The sequence below is a fragment of the Actinacidiphila yanglinensis genome (genome assembly GCF_900107965.1).
Lineage (GTDB): Bacteria > Actinomycetota > Actinomycetes > Streptomycetales > Streptomycetaceae > Actinacidiphila > Actinacidiphila yanglinensis.
On record NZ_FNVU01000001.1, the window covers coordinates 521,142 to 539,218 of the forward strand.

Sequence of the window (18,077 nt, forward strand, 5' to 3'; positions counted from 1 at the left end):
GTGGATGCAGCCCGTAATGTGGTTCTCGCAGGGCGCACGGAGCTCTGTGCTCATTCCCGTACGGGAAGCCGGGGATGACGGGGGATACCAGGGGTGCCGGGGGTTGGAATGGACGGGTTCGTTTTCGGAGAGTTCCGCGTGGTGGCCGGCGGTCGCGGCCGCGGCGTGCGATTGGAGTGCGTCGCGCCCGGGAATGGCGGGCGTGACGAGGACGGCGCGGGCGGCGACGCGGAGGCGGCGGGCCGGGGGGCACGCCTGCCCCGGCGACGGGCGAACCAGCCGTTCACCGGCGCGGTGGGCATCCTCGTGGGGCGCGAAGAGCAATTGCAGATGGTGCGCGGCGCGGTCCGGTCGCGCCGGATGGTGGAATTCACCGGGGAATGCGGCATCGGAAAGACCGCGTTGCTGTGTGCCGTCGCGCCGGATGCATATATTCGCGTAGGTGCCACCGACCTTGAGGATTTCCTCCAGGACATGGTCCGCGAATTCTACGAGTACCCGCCGGGCGCGCCCCGGCTGTCCACCGACGAGTGCCGTCGCGCGCTCGAGCGGGTCGGTGCCGTCGTCGCGCTCGACGACGTGGCGTACGGCCCGGCGCAGATCGCCGACCTGCGGGCCGTGCTGCGCGGCTCCGCGGTGCTGGTGGGCGCGGCCCGCCCGGGAATCGGCCGGCTGGGGATGTCGCACCCGATGCCCGGGCTCGCCGTGCTGGACGCGGTGACGCTGCTGGCCCGTGATCTCGGCCGGATCGTCTCCGAGTCCGAACTCCCCGATGTGCGGGTGCTGGCGACCGCGGTCGGCGGCAGCCCGCTCGCCCTGCGCCAGGCGGCCGCGCTGGTGCGCCACGAAGGCCGCAGCTTCGCCGAGTTGGCCGGCGCGGTGACCGCGGACCCGGGCGTGCTGGACGAGTTGGCGATCGCCGCGCTCGACCCGGAGTCCAAGCGGGCCCTGGCCGTGCTCGCGCTCCTCGGCGGCGCCCACCTGCCGTCCCGGCTGGTCGCCGCGATGGCCGAAGTGCCGCCCGCGGCCGAGCGGTTCGACGGGCTCTGCACCCGGGGCCTCGCCGAGAGACACGGCGACCGGTTCGGGCTGTCGGCCGGCCGCCCCGAGGCGTACCTGCGGCTGCTCCACCGCCACCTCGACTTCGGTGTCGCGCTGCGGGTGCTCGGCTCGTGGATCGAGGCGCGTGACCCGAAGGGCACGCAGGCCCATCAGGCGGCCGCCGCGGCGGTGCCGTTGCTCGACACCGCGGCCGGACGCGGTGAGTGGGACACGGTGCTGGAGTTGGCCACCACGGTGGAGCAGGTGCTGTGCTTCCAGGGCCACTGGAGGGCGTGGCAGCGGGTGCTCGACATCGGGCGGATCGCGGCCCGCGAACTGCCGGACCTGGCAGCCGAAGCGCACTTCGCCCACCAGGAGGGCACGCTCCACCTCCTGGAAGGCCGCCGGGAGGCGGCCGAGGACGCGCTGACGCACGCGCTGGGGCTGCGCCGGCGTTTGGGGGACACCGCGGCGGAGGAGGGCACTCGCGCCAACCTGGCCCTGGCGATGGGAGGGACCGGCCGTGCGGGCGGCGAGACCGGGAAGGACGGGGCGGCCGCCTCCGGGGTGCTCCGGGCCATGGGCGGCCGGTGGGCGGGCCGTTCCGGGAGCCACCGGGCGGCGGCCAAGGCGCGCCGGCGGCGCCGGGCACTGGTCGGCGCGGTGGCGGTGACAGCGGTCCTCGCGGCAGGGGTGGCCGTCGCGGTCGGCGCCGTCGGTCCGGGCGGACTGGGCGGCGTGGGCGGCTCGGGCTCCCATGACGGGGTGTCGGCGGACGGACCGCAGGGCGACGCGGCAGCATCGGGCGGCCCGCCGGGCGCCCACCGCTCCCACGGCGGTTCGGACACGATGGCCGCCCCCGGCGGGTCGCTCCCCACCACACCGGGCGTCCCGGCCGACCCGGCCGGCCCGCTGAAGCCGCTCACCATCAAGGGCGCCGGGGACTTCGGCCAGGTGCACGCACGACCCGCCACCGCCCCGGTCACCCACCTGACCATCACCAACCCCAACAGCAGACCGGTCGCGCTGGACGCGATATCCGTGTCGGCCGGGTCCGACTTCCAGGTCACCGCGGGCACGTGCCGTACCGGCAAGGGCACGTCGTCGGGGTTCGTCGACGACACGTCCGGCGGTGGGCCCACCCAGGCCAAGGGGCTCGCGGCGGACAGCAGTTGCAGCGTGACCGTGCGCTTCACCCCCAGCACGCTCGGCCTGCGCGCCGGGAGTCTGACGGTCGGCTACGGCGACGGAGCGAAGGCCACCGCCCACCTCAGCGGCCGCTCCTTCGCCACGGTCCAGGTCACCGTCACCCCTGACACGCAGGGCGTCCGGCACGGCTACGTCGACATCGTTGCCGACGGCGCCACGACCAGATGCGACAAGCCCGCCGCCTGCACGGTCCGCTACTTCACCGCGAAGGGCCCCGTCACCCTCACGGCACACGGCGACCCGGTGGCCGACGGCACCGGCGACTCCGGGGGCTCGGGCGACACCGGCGGCTCCGGCGACGCGGGCGGCTCCGGCACGCAGGGGGACAGCGGGACCGGGGACGACCCGGGGGATTCCGGTTCCGGCGCGAGCGGTTCCGGCGACTCCCAGGACTCCGGGGGATCGGCCGGGTCCGGCGGTGACGGGACCCTGTCCTACCAGCCCGACACCTGGAGCGGCCCGTGCGCCGGGTCGGCCGGCGCGTGCGACCCCACCCCGGGTGGCGACATCACCACCACCGTCCACTTCGCCCCGGCCGCCGGGTGACGCCCGGCCGGGGGAGAGAGGATGGACCGCAGGAAGCCGCGGCGGCAGACCGCATCGGCTATGGCGCGAACATGGAGCAGTCATGAGCACAGTCGTCGTCACAGGGGCCACCGGCAAGGCCGGCCGCTACGTCGTCGCCGACCTGGTGGAGCACGGGTACGAGGTGCGGGCGGTGGACCTCGCGGTCGGCCCGGCGGACCGCGAGTGGGCCGAAGGGCTCGGGGCGACGCTGCTGCGCACCGACCTCACGGAGTACGGGCAGGCCGTGGACGTGCTCAGTGGCGCCGACAGCGTCGTCCACCTGGCCAACATCCCGGCTCCCGGCCTCTTTCCGCCCGCGCACACCCTGACCACCAACACCGGGATGAACAACAACGTCTTCCTGGCCGCCGCCAGCTGCGGGCTGTCCCGGGTGGTGTGGACCTCCAGCGAGACCACCCTCGGGCTGCCCTTCGACATCCCGCCGCGGTACGCCCCCGTCGACGAGGCCCACTACCCGTACCCCACCAGCACCTACGCCCTGTCCAAGGTGCTCGGCGAGACCGCGGCGGAGCAGGTCTCCGGCTGGTCCGGCATTCCCTTCGTGGCGCTGCGGCTGTCCAACGTCTTCACCGAGGGCGACTACCACCATGTCTCCGGCTTCTGGTCCGACGCGCGGCTGCGCCGGTGGAACCTGTGGGGTTACGTCGACGCGCGCGACGTGGCCCAGGCGTGCCGGCTCGCGCTGACCGCCGACGTGACCGGCGCCCAAAGCTACGTGGTCGCGGCCGCCGACACCGTGATGAACCGCCCGTCCGCGGAGGTGCTCGCCGAGGTCTTCCCGGAGGTGGCCCTCACCCGTGGGATCGGCACCCACGAGACCCTGCTCAGCATCGAGCGGGCTCGCCAGGAGCTGGGGTACGAGCCGAAGCACTCCTGGCGGGACGTGGTGAAGGACTGAGCGGGACCGCCGTGGCCGCCTGTCCCGGGCGGCCACGGCGGCTGCGTCGGCGGGTTCGGCGACTTCCGCCCGGCCCGCGCCGCCCGCGTCTTCCCGCTACTTCAGCAGCCGCGACATGCGGCGGTCGGCGAGCGGCTTCCCCCCGGTCTGGCAGGTCGGGCAGTAGTTCAGCGCCGAGTCGCTGAACGACACCTCGCGAATGGTGTCCCCGCAGACCGGGCACGGCTCGCCCTTGCGCCCGTGCACCCGCAGCCCGCTCTTCTTCTCGGCCTTCAGATCCCGCAGCGGCAGCCCCCGCGAGCGTTCCACCGCGTCCCGCAGCGTGGTCCCGGTCACGTCGTACAGCAGCGCCAGCTCCTGGCCCGACAGCTTCGCGGCGAGCTTGTAGGGCGACATCTTCGCGGCGTGCAGGATCTCGTCGGAGTACGCGTTGCCGATCCCGGCGATCACGCTCTGGTCGCGCAGCACCCCCTTGATCTGCCGCCGCTCACCGGCCAGCAGCCCCGCGAACACCTCGGGGGTGAAGTCCGCCGCCAGCGGATCGGGCCCCAGTCGCGCCACCCCGGGCACCTCCGCCGGATCCCGCACCACGTAGACCGCCAGCCGCTTCTGCGTCCCGGCCTCGGTCACGTCGAAACCGGCCCCGGCCGGTTCCACCAGCCGCACCCGCAGCGCCAGCGGTCCCTTTCCGGGCCGGGGCGGCACGTCGGGCAGGTGGTCGTTCCACCGGACCCAGCCCGCCCGGGCCAGGTGCATCACCAGGTGCAGGTCCCCGGCCGCCAGGTCCAGGAACTTCCCGTGCCGCGCCACCGCGTCGAACGCCCGGCCCTCCAGGTCCGCGACCCCCGGCTGGTACGTCTTCAGCGCGTTCACCGCGAGCGGGTACACCCGCTCGACCGTCCTCCCCACCACATGGTCCGCGAGAAACCCGCGCAGCGCCTCGATCTCCGGCAATTCAGGCATAGCACCATTCTGCCCCGCCGGCCCCGAACCGCGAGATCCGGCCGATCCCGTCCGCCCCGCACCGGAAGGCCGGGCGACAGTGGCGTCACCCGCAGGTGCAGCGCGGCGAGCACGAGGCAGAACGCCGCCATGCCGGACCACAGCGCGCCCGACCCCGCGCGGGCGAGCAGCTGCGTGCCGAGCACGGGTGCGAGCGTCGCCGCGATGCCCCAACTGGTCCCGAAGACCGCCAGGTAGCGGCCGGTCGCGCCGGGCGGGGCGAGGTCGGTGACGAGTGCGTAGACGCGTCCCATGATCAGCAGGTCGCCGAGGCTCCACACGACGGCCGAGGCGAGCAGCGCGGGCAGGGTGCGGGCGAGCGCGTAGCCGGTCAGGCCCGCGGCGAGCAGGAGATGGGCGAGGGCGAGCGCGGCAGGCGTCGTGATCCGGCTCACCCGGGCCAGCCGGATCACCGGCTGGGCGAGCACCGTGGTGACGGCACCGGCGGTGAACAGCAGGCCGGCGTCGGCCGCGGGCAGCCCCTGCCGGGTGAGCGCCAGGGGCAGGGTCATCACGGTCTGCTGGTTGATCAGGGCGTAGCCGGTTCCGGTGGCCAGGACGCTCCGCAGCGCGCGGTCGCGCAGTGGCCGTACGGCGGTGGGGGCCCGGTTCGTTTCCGGAAGCGCGGGACGGTCGTGGGGGAGGGCCAGCAGGATCAGCAGCGCGCAGGTCAGTGAGGTGGCGGCGTCGGTGACGAAGAGCCAGCGCAGGTCCACCCGCCCGAGCAGGGCCGCGAGCAGCCCGGCGCCCATGCCGCCCGCCGCGAGGGCCGCGCTGAGCAGGCTGAACGCGCGCACCCGCTGCCGTTCCGGCACCGACTCCCCGATGATCGCCTGGCTGGGCGGCTCGTAGAGCTCGAAGGACAGCCCGAGCAGCACCGCCCCGGTGACGGTCCAGGTGAGCGAGGTCGAGGCCGCGATCGCCAGCTGGGACAGCGCGCATCCGCACAGGCCGACCACGATGGTCGTCCGTCGGCCGATCCGGTCGGCCAGGCGTCCCCCGGCCAGCCGCGACGGGATCGTCGCGCACCCGAAGGCGGCGCCGACCAGTCCGGCGGTGGTCAGGCTCGCAGCGTGGTCGGCGCGGATCAGCGCGGTGAGGAAGGGCAGTGAGAAGGCGCCGAGCTGGTTCACGACGCGGGCGAGCAGCAGCAGGCGGAGTGCGCCGGGCAGCGGTTCGGAGCGCGGCACGGCGCCTCCCATCACTGGTGAATCGACTATCGTCAGTGACGGATACCGTAGGCAAGCGAAGGGTAACTGGTCAAGTGCTGTTCGACAGTCACATGCGGGCGTTGCTGGCCGCCTCCGTCGCGCTCGTCAACGCGCTGACCGACGGCGAGGCGCGCGGCCGCCGCTACCTGGCCCCCGAGGGTGCCGACCGGGTCGAGGCGGTTCGCGCGGCGCTGTCCGCCGGGACGGATCTGGGGCTCGACGCGGCCGACCAGCTGGCCGGCACCGCGCGCGCCCTGCGCGTCGTGTTCGAGGCCGTGGCCGCCGACCGCCTCGACGACGCCGCGCCCACCCTCAACGCGCTGCTGCGGGACAGCGGCGCCCGCCCCCAGCTCGACCGTGCGCCCGGCCAGCCGTGGCAGGTCCACTTCCACGGCGCCGACGACTCCTACGCCGTCGGGTGGAGCGCCGGCTGCGCCACCGGCCTCGCCATGGCCCTCGGCGGCGACTACGCCGGACGCCTCGGAGTCTGCGCGGCACCGCGCTGCGACCGGGTCTACGTGGACACGTCGCGCAACGCCGGGCGCCAGTTCTGCTCCACGGCCTGCCAGAACCGCGTCAAGGCAGCGGTGTTCCGTGCGCGACGCGCGGGCGGCGAGGAGGAGTGAGCGGGGAGGAGTGAGCGGGGGAACGGCTGAGCCCGCTTCGTCGCCAACCCGCCCCGAAAACAGGGACGTCCGGAAGCGGAAGCACGCGTCGACGCGCACCCTCGCCCCGCAACCCCGCCCCGTAGACTCGCGGCGTCCACGGGGCGGGGAAAGGTGTGTTCAGGATGGTGGCGGCGTGACGACTCCAATCCCCGGCGTGCTGCACCATGTCGAACTCTGGGTGCCCGACCTCGACCGCGCGGTGGCGTCGTTCGGATGGCTGCTCGAATCCCTGGGCCACACCCGGTACCAGAGTTGGGAACGCGGGCGGAGCTGGCGACTCGGCGCGACCTACCTCGTCGTGGAGGAGTCACCGGCGCTCACCGCCGACCACCACGACCGCCTGCGGCCCGGGTTGAACCACCTCGCGTTCCACGTGGCCGACCCGCCCACCGTCGAGACGCTGGCCGCGCGGTCCCTCGACCACGGCTGGCACCTGATGTTCCCCGACCGCCACCCGTACGCCGGTGGCGCCGACCACTACGCCGCGTACCTGGCGAACGCCGACGGCTTCGAGGTCGAACTCGTCGCCCTCACCCCGCCCCCGCCGGCCCGGCCGAGGCCGGCTACGGCAGACGGACCCGGCCGGTGACCTCCGCGCTCCCGCCCACCTGCACCACCAGGCCGGACGGGCCCTGCTGAGCACGGGCGTCGACGGTGGCGGGGCTGCCGAGCGAGTCGCCCATGTCGACGGCGATACCGGTGACACCGCGGCCGGCCAGGTCGGCGGCCAGGCACGCGGTGCTGTTGGCGTTGGCGATGTCCTCCGCGACCCCGATCGAGGGGGCGAACATGCGGGCGGCGAGCCGGCCGTCGGGCTCGGGCGTCGAATAGACGTAGCACCCCAGGAGGTCGACGCGGTCGCACGCGGCACGCAGGCGTTCGAGGTCCGGGTCGAGCGCGGCGAGGACCGCCCGGGAGGGGACCGGGACCAGCAACCGCGACCGCCCGACCGACGCGACGCGCAGCCCCGCGGGGGCCGGGTCCGGGGCGAGCCCGAGCGCGGGCAGGACCAGGGCGGACTCGACCGCTGACGGCTCCCGCAGGTCGACGGCACCGGGGTCGAAGGCCGCCTCGACCCGCGTCCCCTCCCGCACGCACCACCCGGCGAAGACCCGCCCCGCCGTACGGAGGGTGGCCCGGTACTCCGCGGCCCGCCCCGCGAGGTACGCCAGCGCGGCCACCGTCCCGTGCCCGCAGGCGGGCAACTCGCCCTCGGAGGTGAAGAACCGCAGCGCGACCTCGGGAACGCCGTCCCGCTCCCCCCGCACCGAGACGAAGACGGCGTGCGAGGTCCCCGCCAGCCCCGGCACCCGCCGCCGCTCCTCCTCGCTCCACGCCCCCTCGTCCACCACCGCGGTAGGGCTGCCGCCCAGCCCTCCGCGCAAACACGCCCGAACGATCACCACGTCCGCCCCCCGCACACCCATCAACTCCCCTTCGCCACAGGGGGCGTCCCCACCCCCGCTGTCCCGCCAACCGTGCGACGCCCCCGGCCGGGAGGGCAAGGCCCGCCGGCACGCACGCCCAGCGAACCGCTTCCCGTTCGCGCGGGTGGTGACACGGGTGGCCGGGGGCCGGATGATCGCTGTCGGGGCTCGCCGATCGCGCGGGCGGCCCGCAGGACGCGCGGTCGTGGCCCGGGCACCCGCGGCCCCGGCCGTGGAGCCGGTCGAAGGAGAAGTCGAAGGAGAAGTCGAAGGAGAAGGAGAGTCGCTCACGTGGAAGACCAGACGCCCTCCGGGCGGGAACAGGCGAGCCCCGAGGTGCGGCGGCGGGTCCAGGACAGCTTCGACCGGCAGGGACTCATGGCCCACCTCGGTGCCCGGATCACCCACATCGGGCCGGGCCGGGTGCACATCACGCTTCCGTGCCGCCCCGAAGTCACCCAGCAGCACGGCTACTTCCACGCCGGGGCCACCAGTGCCGTCGCGGACAGCGCGGGCGGCTACGCCGGGCTGACCCTCTTTCCCGAGGACAGCGACGTGCTCACCGTCGAGTACAAGATCAACCTCCTGGCCCCCGCCGTGGGCGACCGCATCGAGGCCGTCGGCTCTGTCCTGAAGTCCGGACGCACCCTGACCGTCTGCCAGTTGGAGGTGTACGGCGTCCACGACGACGGAAGCCGCAAGCTCGTCGCCAACGGGCAGCAGACGCTGATCCGCGTGAACCGGCCCGCACCCTGAACGGTCGCGCGTCGCTCCCTCACGACCGTGGGCCGCACCTCGCGCAGAGGTGCGGCCCACGGTCCATGCACAGCCCAGGGGAGCGGAAACCCGCTCCGACCCGGGGTCTTCCTAGATGTCGAAGTACAGCTCGAACTCGTGCGGGTGCGGGCGGAGCTGGATCGGGGCGATCTCGTTCGTCCGCTTGTAGTCGATCCAGGTCTCGATCAGGTCCGCGGTGAAGACGCCGCCGGCCTGCAGGTACTCGTTGTCGGCCTCAAGGGCCTCGAGAACGGCCGGCAGGGAGGTCGGGACCTGCGGGACGCTCGCGTGCTCCTCGGGCGCCAGCTCGTAGAGGTCCTTGTCGATCGGCTCGGCCGGCTCGATCTTGTTCTTGACGCCGTCCAGGCCCGCGAGGAGCAGCGCCGAGAAGGCGAGGTACGGGTTCGAGGACGGGTCCGGCGCGCGGAACTCGACCCGCTTGGCCTTCGGGTTGGACCCGGTGATCGGGATGCGCATCGCGGCGGAGCGGTTGCGCTGCGAGTAGACGAGGTTCACCGGGGCCTCGAAGCCCGGGACCAGGCGGTGGTAGGAGTTCACCGTCGGGTTGGTGAAGGCCAGCAGCGAGGGGGCGTGCTTGAGGATGCCGCCGATGTAGTAGCGGGCGGTGTCCGACAGGCCCGCGTAGCCCTGCTCGTCGTAGAAGAGCGGGTTGCTGCCCTGCCACAGGGACTGGTGGACGTGCATGCCCGAGCCGTTGTCACCGAAGATCGGCTTCGGCATGAAGGTCGCGGTCTTGTTGTTGCGCCACGCGACGTTCTTCACGATGTACTTGAAGAGCATCAGGTCGTCGGCGGCGGCGAGCAGCGTGTTGAAGCGGTAGTTGATCTCCGCCTGGCCCGCGGTGCCGACCTCGTGGTGCTGGCGCTCGACGGTCAGGCCGGAGGCCTCCAGCTCCAGGGTGATCTCGGCGCGCAGGTCGGCGAAGTGGTCGACCGGGGGAGCAGGGAAGTAGCCGCCCTTGTAGCGGACCTTGTAGCCGCGGTTCTCCTCGACGGCGCCGGTGTTCCACGCGGCCGCCTCGGAGTCGATGTGGTAGAACGACTCGTTCGCGGAGGTCTGGAAGCGGGCGCTGTCGAACACGTAGAACTCGGCCTCGGGGCCGAAGTACGCGGTGTCCGCGATGCCGGTGGAGGCGAGGTAGGTCTCGGCCTTCTTCGCGACGTTCCGCGGGTCACGGCTGTACTGCTCGCCGGTGATCGGGTCGTGGATGAAGAAGTTGATGTTCAGCGTCTTGTCCCGGCGGAACGGGTCGACCCGGGCCGTCGAGAGGTCAGCGCGCAGTGCCATGTCCGACTCGTGGATGGCCTGGAAACCGCGGATGGACGAGCCGTCGAAGGCCAGCTCCTCGCTCGGGTCGAACGTCGAGACCGGGACCGTGAAGTGCTGCATCACGCCGGGCAGGTCACAGAACCGGACGTCGACGAACTTGACGCCCTCGTCCTTGATGAACTTGTTGACGTCGTCGGCGTTCTGGAACATCCAACTCCTCCTAGGCCCGGCCCCGCGGGTCGGGTTGGCGATCGAGATGCGCGGCCAGTGCGGTGGCACACACTGCCCCGACCTTAGGGATCAGGGATTTCTCAAGCATGACCCATTTGTTTCGCAGAGGTTAACCGCGACGCCCTGGAATCGGCCCGGATCGCCCCTCGCCCGGTCCCCGTACGGGCGGCGCGCGAGGGGCGCGGTGACCGCCCCGCGGCCGGTTCCCCCGCGGGGGTTACCGTGGATCCCGTGGACAACAGGGAAGTAGTGGGGTCGTGGCTCTCCGGGCCGCGCGCGACCGCGGAACAGATGGGCGTGGAGTTCGGCTACCGCGGCGAGCGGCTGGGCCTGCCCGAGGACGGCCCGGGGTCGGTCGCGTCCATCGGCCGCCGGGTGCTGGCGATCTTCATCGACTGGGTGCTGTGCGTGGTGATCGCATACGGCCTGATCGCGCACCGTGACGTGCACTCCGCGAACAACTGGGCGCTCGCCGTGTTCGGCGCGGTCAGCCTGATCGGGCTCGGCCTGGTCGGCAGCACCCCGGGGAAGCTGATCACCCGGCTGCGGGTGATCGGCCTCGACGGCCGCCGGCTCAACCCGCTCGCCGTGCTCATCCGTACGGTCCTGCTCCTGCTGGTGATCCCCGCGGTGGTCTGGGACCGCGACACCCGCGGACTGCACGACCGTGCCGCCAGGGCGGTCCAGGTCCGGATCTGAGGGGTTCCCCGACCCCTGGCAGGCACAGCAGGCGCAGCAAGACACAGCAGGCGCAGCGGACGCAGCAGGGGCGCGGGGAATGTTCCCCGCGCCCCTGCTGCGTCCAGCTTCGTGTTCGGCGTCCGGCTAGCGCCCGCGCGGCATCCGCATGCCCTTGGGCATCGGGCCCTTCGGAATCGGCATGTTGCTCATCAGGTCCCCGAGCGCCCGCAGCCGGTCGTTCACCTCGGTGGTCTTCGGGCCGCTCAGCGACCGCGGCAGCCGCAGCAGCGTGGTGCGGATCTTCTTCAGGGGGAGCTGGCCCTCGTCGTCACCGACGATGTAGTCGTGCACCGGGACGTCGAAGACCACCCGGGCGACCTTCTTCTTCTCGGCGGCCAGCAGCCCCTTCACGCGGTTGGGGTTGCCCTCGCCGACCAGGACGATGCCGGCCTTGCCGACCGCCCGGTGCACCACGTCCTGGCTCTTGTTCATCGCCACCGCGGGGGTCACGGTCCAGCCCCGTACGTTCTGCAGCACGGCGGCGGCCGCACCCGGCTTGCCCTCCAGCTGACCGAAGGCGGCCCGCTCGGCTCGGCGGCCGAAGACCACCGCGGTCGCCATCAGGCCCACCAGGACGCCCAGGATGGTCGCGTAGATGGGGTGGTCGATCAAGAAGCCGAGGGCGAGGATGACACCGAAGGTGACAAGTCCCACAGCCGCAAGGACAAGACCGATCTTGGAGTCGGCCTGCCTGGTCATCTTGTATGTCTGGACGATCTGCGCGAGACGTCCAGAACTGCTCTCGGATGTTTCCTTCCTCGCCATGCGGCAAAGGATACGTGGCCTGTCGGTACGCCGTCACCGCGGCCGGGCCGCTCCTCCGCGCTCTCCGCCCGCGAGTGCCGCCATCTCGTACTCGGCCTCCCGGCGATCCTTGGCGCGCTGCCGGTCCGCGACAACGGCCGCCCAGGCGTTTCTGCGGGCGGTCTGCTGGCCACCGCTCAGGAGAAAGGTTTCCACCGCGCGCAGCGCACCGGTCACCGGCGCGGCCGGGACGTATCCGGAACGGCGCCGGAGGTGGAGGCGGGCGGGAGCGTGCACCTGCTCGGACGACGACGACATGGCGTCCCCTCGGGAGGAAGGCGTGGACGGAGCGCGGGATGTGCGGTGCTGCGGGACGTGCGGTGGTGCGGAGGAACGGATCCGCGGTGACGCGGGGAGGAACGAATCTGCGGTGCTGCGGGACGTACGGAAGTGCCGTGCTGCGGGACGAACGAGAGCGCGGGACGTACGGCGGCGCGGGACCTGCGGGGTGCCGGCGGTACGCAACGCGACACGGTGTGGCGAGTCCAAGTCTCGCCACACCGTGTTACCAGTCGGTGACCATCGGGTCAATCGCGTATGAAAGCCGCACCGCCGCCGTGTGGAGCAATATGCCGACCGGTCCGGTGCTCCGGACCGGGCCGGCCGCGTCGCGACGTCAGTGGGCGGCGGTGCCCGCCACCGGGTCCAGGCCCAGGTCGAGGCCCAGAGCCGCGCCGCGCTCGCCCTTCTCCGCGCGGCGGTCGATCGCCTGCTGGAAGAGCCTCCCGGCGCGGTAGGACGAACGGACCAGCGGCCCGGACATCACACCCGCATAGCCGATCTCCTCGGCCTCCTCCTTCAGCTCCACGAACTCCGCGGGCTTCACCCAGCGCTCCACCGGGTGGTGCCGGACCGAGGGCCGCAGGTACTGCGTGATGGTGATCAGCTCGCAGCCCGCGTCGTGCAGGTCGTGCAGCGCCTGGCTGATCTCCTCGCGCTCCTCGCCCATGCCCAGGATCAGGTTGGACTTGGTGACCAGGCCGGCCTCGCGGGCGCGGGTGATCACCTCCAGCGAGCGCTCGTAGCGGAAGCCCGGGCGGATCCGCTTGAAGATCCGCGGCACCGTCTCCACGTTGTGCGCCAGCACCTCGGGGCGGGCGCCGAAGACCTCGGCCAGCTGCGCGGGCTCGGCGTTGAAGTCGGGGATGAGCAGCTCGACCTTGGTGCGGCCGGCCGCGCGGTCCGCGGTCATCGCGTGGATCCTGCGGACCGTCTCGGCGTAGAGCCAGGCGCCGCCGTCCTCCAGGTCGTCGCGGGCCACGCCGGTGATGGTGGCGTAGTTGAGGTCCATCGTGAGCACCGACTCGCCGACCCGGCGCGGCTCGTCGCGGTCGAGCGCCTGCGGCTTGCCGGTGTCGATCTGGCAGAAGTCGCAGCGCCGCGTGCACTGGTCGCCGCCGATGAGGAAGGTCGCCTCGCGGTCCTCCCAGCACTCGTAGATGTTGGGACAGCCCGCCTCCTGGCACACGGTGTGCAGGCCCTCGCTCTTCACGAGTTTCTGCATCTGCGTGTACTCGGGGCCCATCTTCGCCCGGGTCTTGATCCACTCGGGCTTGCGCTCGATGGGGGTCTGGCTGTTGCGGACCTCAAGGCGCAGCATCTTGCGTCCGTCGGGTGCGACTGCGGACACGACCGGCTCCCTCTAAAGCTTCGATTCTACGGCGAACACCAGCGTACGCCCGTACTTCCCACGGCCTGACATTCGTGCAACCTGCGGCATGCGCGGGGCATTCCGGTCCGCGCCGGTCGCCGGGGCCGCCCCCGGCACGCTCACACCGCGCGCGGCAGCGGCACCGCGGCGGTGAGTACGGCGGTGAGGTGCTTCTCGACCACCGGCAGCACCTCGGAGACGGGCACGTCCCGGCCCAGCTCGGCCGAGAGCGAGGTGACCCCCGCGTCGCGGATGCCGCACGGCACGATGCGGTCGTACCAGGTGTTGTCGGGGTTGCAGTTGAGCGCGAAGCCGTGCATGGTCACGCCCTTCGCGACGCGGATGCCGATCGCGGCGAGCTTGCGGTCCTCGCGGCGCTGGCCGGCGTTGGAGGGGGCGTACTCCGGGCCGCTCATCCGCGGGTCGAACTCGTCGTCGACCAGGCGGGGGTCGAAGTCGAGGGTCAGGCCGCCGGGGCCGGCGGCGCCGGGCGCGGAGCCGCCGCGCTCCACGGAGTCGCCCAGCACCCACACGCCGCTGCGTCCCTCCACCCGGGAGGTCTCCACGCCGAAGTCGGCGGCGACGCGGATCAGGGCGTCCTCCAGCCGGCGGACATGGGCGACCACGTCGACCGGGCGGGGCAGCTTCATGATGGGGTAGCCGACGATCTGGCCGGGGCCGTGCCAGGTGATCTTGCCGCCGCGGTCCACGTCGACCACGGGGGTGCCGTCCAGCGGGCGCTCGTTGTCGGCGGTGCGGCGGCCCGCGGTGTAGACCGGCGGGTGTTCGAGCAGCAGGCACGTGTCGGGCACCTCGTCGAGGAACCGGGCCGCGTGCACCCGGCGCTGCTCCGTCCACGCCTCCCCGTACTCGACGGCGTCGGCGCCGAACCCCAGATGGACGAAGTGCAGGTCGCTCACGGCTACTCCTCTGCTGTACGCGACGGAGGCGCGCTGCCGGCCGCGGTTGGTGGTGCGACCGGACGCACCCAAGCCACTGTACGGCGGCGGTCACGGAGAGCGTGCCGCGGGCCCGTTGCGGGCCGGGCGGGGCCGGGCGGGGCAGAGCGGGGGCTGGAATTCGGCCCGCTGCGGCCGCTCCCGGCGCAGGGGGGTGCGGGGGCGCATGAACTGTCCGGAATGCGTTCCGTTGTAGCCCATTCGGGCGAATATCCGGTTCTTACGGTGAGCTTCCCGGCACTGACCGTTACATTCACGCCGGATCCCGAGACCGCCCAGAGGAAGTGGAACGTACTGCCGATGACGGACCGTCCCACGCAGCGAACTCCGAACCTTCCGACCAGCGCGGCGCCCGGCCAGGCGGGTACCGACCGGCAGAACCGACCCAACACCAAGCTCGCCGAGATCATCGCCGAGGCGGGCTTCTCCCACGCCGGGCTCGCCCGCCGGGTCAACCAGCTCGGCGTCGAGCACGGCCTCGACCTGCGCTACGACAAGACGTCCATCACGCGGTGGCTGCGCGGCCAGCAACCCCGCGGCACCACCCCCGCCCTCATCGCGGAGGTCTTCACCCAGCGGCTCGGCCGCCGGCTGGCCGCGCCCGACCTCGGGCTGGACGCGTGCGCGCCGGTCTACGCGGGGCTGGAGTACGCCGCCACCCCCGAGGAGGCGGTCGACATCGTCAGCGGGCTGTGGCGCAAGGACACCGGGAACCAGGCCGAGTTGCGCAAGATCGCGTTCACCCCGGCCGGACTGGTGGTGCCGAGCCGGGACTGGCTGATCGGGCGGGCCGACGAGCGGGTCGCCCAGGGGGTCGCGCGCGGAGGGCTGGCCCCGCCGGCGGACACGGAGGCCGGCGGCGGGCCGGAGGAAGGGCACCGGCCGGCCGGCGCCGTACCCGTCCCGCACCCGGGGACGGCGCGCGGCGCACGGGTTCCGGCGCAGAGCCGCGGGCCTGGCGGCGGGGAGCCGCTGGTGCCGCCCGGTTCCGGGCTCGTCGCGGGGGCGGGCGCGGGCGGCGGCAGCGGGCCCGGGCGGGTCGGCGCGGGCGACATCGCCGCCGTCCGGGCCGTCGGCGACCTCTTCCGCTCCCTCGACCACGCCTACGGCGGCGGGCACGCCCGGCAGGCACTCGTGCGCTACCTGGAGCACGAGGCCGAGCCGTTGCTGCGCGGCTCCTACGGCGAGGCGCTCGGCCGCAGGCTGTTCGCGTCCGTCGCCGACCTCACCCGCCTCGCCGGGTGGACCTCCTACGACATCGGCGCGCACGGGCTGGCGCAGCGCTACTTCGTGCAGGCGCTGCGGCTGGCCCAGGCGGCCGGTGACCGGGTCTACGGGAGCTACGTGCTGGTCACGATGAGCCGTCAGGCCGTCTACCTCGGGCACGGCCGCGAGGCGGTCCAGCTCGCCCGGGTCGCCCAGCAGGGGGTCGGGACCGCGGCGCCCTCCGTCGTCCACGCGCTGCTGCACGCGGCCGAGGCGCGCGGACACGGCCTGATGGGCGAGGCGCGGGCCTGCGCGGGGGCGCTGGCCCGCGCGGAGCGGGCGCTGTCCGCGGCCCGCGGCGGGGACGAGGTGCCCGGCTGGGCGCGCTTCTTCGACGAGGCGCAGCTCGCCGACGAACTCGCGCACTGCCACCGGGATCTGCACCAGTACCGCGCGGCGGCGCAGTACGCCGAGCGGTCGCTCCAGCTGAGGGCGGCGGGGTACGTGCGCAGCCGGCTCTTCTGCCGGACCGTGCTGGCGTGCGCGCGGCTCGGGCTCGGCGAGGTGGAGGCCGCCTGCGGGCACGGCGTGGAGGTGTTCCGCGGGGCGAGCGAGATGCGGTCGGTGCGGGCGGGGGAGTACGCGCGGGATTTCCGGGGGCGGTTGGAGCCCTTCCGGGACACGGTCGCCGTGCGGGCGTTCCTGGACCGCATCGCCGGGTTACCGCGCTGAACTCCCCCTTCCCGCCCTTCCCCGGGCAACCGGACCGGTGCCGTGGGCGCCGGTCCGGGTGGGCGGGGCGGAAAGGGGGCTGACGGTCAGGGGCGCGTGCGGCGCGTCAGCGGAGGTGCGGGTGCGGGCCCGCGGTGAGGTCGCGGAGGGCCGCCGAGGCGGCGCGGCGGCCGGAGAAGAGGGCGCCCTGGATGGTGGAGGTGTCGCGGTGGTCGCCGCAGACGTACAGGCCGCTGAGGACCCGGACCGGGCGGCGCAGGTCGTGGGGTGGCGGCATGGCGGGCAGGCAGTGCGGGGTGGAGCGCAGCGAGAGCAGGTCCCAGCGGTCGGTGGAAGTGTCGTAGAGGTCGGCGAGGTGGTCACGGATGGTCTTGTCGCTGCGGCCGTCGGGCGGCGGCCCGAGGACGACGGAGGTGACGAGGGTGCGGCCGTCGGGGGCGCGGGTGGGGTCGATGGAGGTCGTGGCGTACGTGTGGGAGACCGGGCCGATGCGGTCGGCGTCCAGGACGAGGACGGGTTCGCGCAGGGGCGCGGTGGGTGCCACGTGGTGGACGACGGTGACGGGATGGAAGGCGGGCACGCGCAGTCCTGGCAGCAGCGCGGCCGCGGAGTGGGCGTCGGTGGCCACGACCACGCCGCGGCAGGGGAGTTCGGCGCCGTCGGTGGTGTGGACGGCGTTGGCCGCGACGTGGGCGGCGCGCACCCCGAACCGTATGGTGCCGGGCGGGAGCGCGGCGGCGAGGCGCTCGGGCAGCCGGGCGGAGCCGCCCACCGGGAGGCAGGCGCGGCCGCGGGCGAAGCCGCGCAGGACGAGGTCGGCGACCCGGCTGGAGGTGCCGAGTTCGGCGTCGCACAGCAGCGCGGCCAGCAGCGGCCGCAGGAAGTTCTCCACGGTGCGCGGCGCGAAGCCGCGGCCGGCGAGCGCGAGTGCGGTGGTGCTCTCGGGGCGGGCGGTGATGCGGCCGGTGGGAGTGGCCGCGAGCCGGTCGAGCGCCGTGCCGAGCCGGGCCAGGTCGCGGGCGGAGCCGAAGGGCGCGCGGGCGCCGCGCGGGTCACCGACGCGGTAGGGCCGGCCGCCGGCGCGGACGAGGGCGCCGGGGGCGAGGTGGGCCACCGGCAGGCCGCGCAGGCCGCTGGCGCGGCGCAGTTCCGGGTAGGCGGTGTTGAGGAGTTGGGGGGTGCGGTCGAGCCGGAAGCCCTCGACGGTGTCGGTGGCCATCCGCCCGCCGACGCGTTCCGTGGCCTCCAGCACGCTGACCCGCATGCCCCCTTCGGTCAGGTGGTGCGCGGCGGACAGCCCGGCCGGGCCCGCGCCGATGACGATCACATCCGTGGTGGCGGCCATGCCGTGCGGGCGTGCTGGTGCGAGCACGATGCCCCTCCCGAGGTCGGGTCCGATCCCCGCTGGCGTCTGCGCGACGGCGTACCGAGCGGATGCGCCGGCGGTCCCTGATCCGCTGACGCCCCGTCAGTTCCGTTCTCCGGCCTGGTGGTCGGCGAGTGGCCCCGGCTCGCGCGAAACGTTGCTAAAGGTCATGCCCTCATCAAAGGCAAAGGATGCGGGGCGGACCGGCCTGATCCGGCCCTTTCGGGCACCCTTTCGGCCGTGCCGTCGCGAGGGGCCGCGGCGCGGGCGGCGCCG

At 73.5% G+C, this 18,077-nt stretch carries 16 protein-coding genes; 7 read left to right on the forward strand and 9 right to left on the reverse strand.

Annotation, left to right across the window (positions count from 1 at the left end; genetic code table 11):
• Positions 1-108 precede the first annotated feature (108 nt).
• A complete protein-coding gene (locus C4U44_RS02135; RefSeq protein ID WP_146088185.1) occupies positions 109-2,796 on the forward strand; it encodes a hypothetical protein in 2,688 nt (895 codons plus the stop codon).
• A gap of 82 nt (positions 2,797-2,878) precedes the next feature.
• Entirely contained in the window at positions 2,879-3,736 is an 858-nt protein-coding gene (locus tag C4U44_RS02140) for an NAD-dependent epimerase/dehydratase family protein (protein ID WP_103883819.1), read from the forward strand.
• 96 nt (positions 3,737-3,832) lie between these two features.
• Here the strand turns inward: C4U44_RS02140 and C4U44_RS02145 are convergent, their stop codons facing one another.
• Both C4U44_RS02145 and C4U44_RS02150 read right to left on the reverse strand, forming a co-directional pair.
• Complete coding sequence (locus C4U44_RS02145; protein ID WP_103883820.1) at positions 3,833-4,699, reverse strand: Fpg/Nei family DNA glycosylase; 867 nt, start codon at positions 4,697-4,699, stop codon at positions 3,833-3,835.
• The gene (locus C4U44_RS02150) at positions 4,606-5,928 is read right to left on the reverse strand and encodes an MFS transporter (RefSeq protein WP_235031737.1); all 1,323 of its coding nucleotides are present in this window, start codon (positions 5,926-5,928) and stop codon (positions 4,606-4,608) included. The genes C4U44_RS02145 and C4U44_RS02150 overlap by 94 nt, the downstream gene beginning before the upstream one ends.
• Positions 5,929-6,002: 74 nt before the next feature.
• Between C4U44_RS02150 and C4U44_RS02155 the strand changes: the two genes are divergently transcribed.
• Together C4U44_RS02155 and C4U44_RS02160 are read left to right on the forward strand one after the other, a co-directional pair.
• Positions 6,003-6,575 (forward strand): CGNR zinc finger domain-containing protein, encoded by a 573-nt coding sequence (locus tag C4U44_RS02155; RefSeq protein WP_235031738.1) that lies wholly within the window; start codon positions 6,003-6,005, stop codon positions 6,573-6,575.
• 175 nt (positions 6,576-6,750) lie between these two features.
• Positions 6,751-7,206, forward strand: a complete 456-nt coding sequence (locus C4U44_RS02160) for a VOC family protein (protein WP_235031739.1) — start codon at positions 6,751-6,753, stop codon at positions 7,204-7,206.
• On the opposite strand, the gene C4U44_RS02165 is transcribed toward C4U44_RS02160, so the two are convergent.
• Positions 7,181-8,044 (reverse strand): PhzF family phenazine biosynthesis protein, encoded by an 864-nt coding sequence (locus C4U44_RS02165; RefSeq protein WP_103883822.1) that lies wholly within the window; start codon positions 8,042-8,044, stop codon positions 7,181-7,183. The genes C4U44_RS02160 and C4U44_RS02165 overlap by 26 nt on opposite strands.
• A gap of 291 nt (positions 8,045-8,335) precedes the next feature.
• On the opposite strand from C4U44_RS02165, the gene C4U44_RS02170 reads away from it, so the two are divergent.
• The gene (locus C4U44_RS02170; RefSeq protein ID WP_103883823.1) at positions 8,336-8,800 is read left to right on the forward strand and encodes a PaaI family thioesterase; all 465 of its coding nucleotides are present in this window, start codon (positions 8,336-8,338) and stop codon (positions 8,798-8,800) included.
• Between the two features lie 111 nt (positions 8,801-8,911).
• On the opposite strand, the gene glnA is transcribed toward C4U44_RS02170, so the two are convergent.
• Complete coding sequence (glnA, locus tag C4U44_RS02175) at positions 8,912-10,321, reverse strand: type I glutamate--ammonia ligase (protein ID WP_103883824.1); 1,410 nt, start codon at positions 10,319-10,321, stop codon at positions 8,912-8,914.
• Positions 10,322-10,573: 252 nt separating this feature from the next.
• Here glnA and C4U44_RS02180 point away from each other — a divergent pair, with 252 nt between their 5' ends.
• Positions 10,574-11,041 (forward strand): RDD family protein, encoded by a 468-nt coding sequence (locus C4U44_RS02180; RefSeq protein WP_103883825.1) that lies wholly within the window; start codon positions 10,574-10,576, stop codon positions 11,039-11,041.
• Between the two features lie 126 nt (positions 11,042-11,167).
• Here the strand turns inward: C4U44_RS02180 and C4U44_RS02185 are convergent, their stop codons facing one another.
• The 4 genes from C4U44_RS02185 to lipB all read right to left on the reverse strand — a co-directional run bounded on the left by C4U44_RS02185 (position 11,168) and on the right by lipB (position 14,458).
• Positions 11,168-11,848 carry a DUF4191 domain-containing protein gene (locus tag C4U44_RS02185; protein ID WP_103883826.1) on the reverse strand — a complete coding sequence of 227 codons (681 nt, stop codon included), beginning with the start codon at positions 11,846-11,848 and terminating at the stop codon, positions 11,168-11,170.
• 33 nt (positions 11,849-11,881) lie between these two features.
• The gene (locus C4U44_RS02190; RefSeq protein ID WP_235031740.1) at positions 11,882-12,145 is read right to left on the reverse strand and encodes a hypothetical protein; all 264 of its coding nucleotides are present in this window, start codon (positions 12,143-12,145) and stop codon (positions 11,882-11,884) included.
• Positions 12,146-12,503: 358 nt separating this feature from the next.
• The gene (gene lipA, locus C4U44_RS02195) at positions 12,504-13,517 is read right to left on the reverse strand and encodes a lipoyl synthase (RefSeq protein ID WP_235031741.1); all 1,014 of its coding nucleotides are present in this window, start codon (positions 13,515-13,517) and stop codon (positions 12,504-12,506) included.
• Positions 13,518-13,657: 140 nt separating this feature from the next.
• Positions 13,658-14,458, reverse strand: coding sequence for a lipoyl(octanoyl) transferase LipB (gene lipB / locus C4U44_RS02200; protein ID WP_103883827.1), 801 nt, complete (start codon positions 14,456-14,458; stop codon positions 13,658-13,660).
• 339 nt (positions 14,459-14,797) lie between these two features.
• Between lipB and C4U44_RS02205 the strand changes: the two genes are divergently transcribed.
• Positions 14,798-16,435, forward strand: a complete 1,638-nt coding sequence (locus C4U44_RS02205; RefSeq protein ID WP_235031742.1) for a regulator — start codon at positions 14,798-14,800, stop codon at positions 16,433-16,435.
• A 106-nt stretch (positions 16,436-16,541) separates the two neighbouring features.
• Here the strand turns inward: C4U44_RS02205 and C4U44_RS02210 are convergent, their stop codons facing one another.
• On the reverse strand, positions 16,542-17,780 hold the full coding sequence (locus C4U44_RS02210; RefSeq protein WP_103883828.1) for an NAD(P)/FAD-dependent oxidoreductase: 1,239 nt from the start codon (positions 17,778-17,780) through the stop codon (positions 16,542-16,544).
• Positions 17,781-18,077 lie beyond the last annotated feature (297 nt).

Bases quoted from the DNA above. Each gene is read 5' to 3' on its own strand.
- C4U44_RS02135 (WP_146088185.1), top strand. From the start codon at position 109: ATGGACGGGTTCGTTTTCGGAGAGTTCCGCGTGGTGGCCGGCGGTCGC.
- C4U44_RS02140 (WP_103883819.1), top strand. From the start codon at position 2,879: ATGAGCACAGTCGTCGTCACAGGGGCCACCGGCAAGGCCGGCCGCTAC.
- C4U44_RS02145 (WP_103883820.1), bottom strand. From the start codon at position 4,699: ATGCCTGAATTGCCGGAGATCGAGGCGCTGCGCGGGTTTCTCGCGGAC.
- C4U44_RS02165 (WP_103883822.1), bottom strand. From the start codon at position 8,044: ATGGGTGTGCGGGGGGCGGACGTGGTGATCGTTCGGGCGTGTTTGCGC.
- glnA (WP_103883824.1), bottom strand. From the start codon at position 10,321: ATGTTCCAGAACGCCGACGACGTCAACAAGTTCATCAAGGACGAGGGC.
- C4U44_RS02185 (WP_103883826.1), bottom strand. From the start codon at position 11,848: ATGGCGAGGAAGGAAACATCCGAGAGCAGTTCTGGACGTCTCGCGCAG.
- C4U44_RS02190 (WP_235031740.1), bottom strand. From the start codon at position 12,145: ATGTCGTCGTCGTCCGAGCAGGTGCACGCTCCCGCCCGCCTCCACCTC.
- C4U44_RS02205 (WP_235031742.1), top strand. From the start codon at position 14,798: ATGACGGACCGTCCCACGCAGCGAACTCCGAACCTTCCGACCAGCGCG.
- C4U44_RS02210 (WP_103883828.1), bottom strand. From the start codon at position 17,780: ATGGCCGCCACCACGGATGTGATCGTCATCGGCGCGGGCCCGGCCGGG.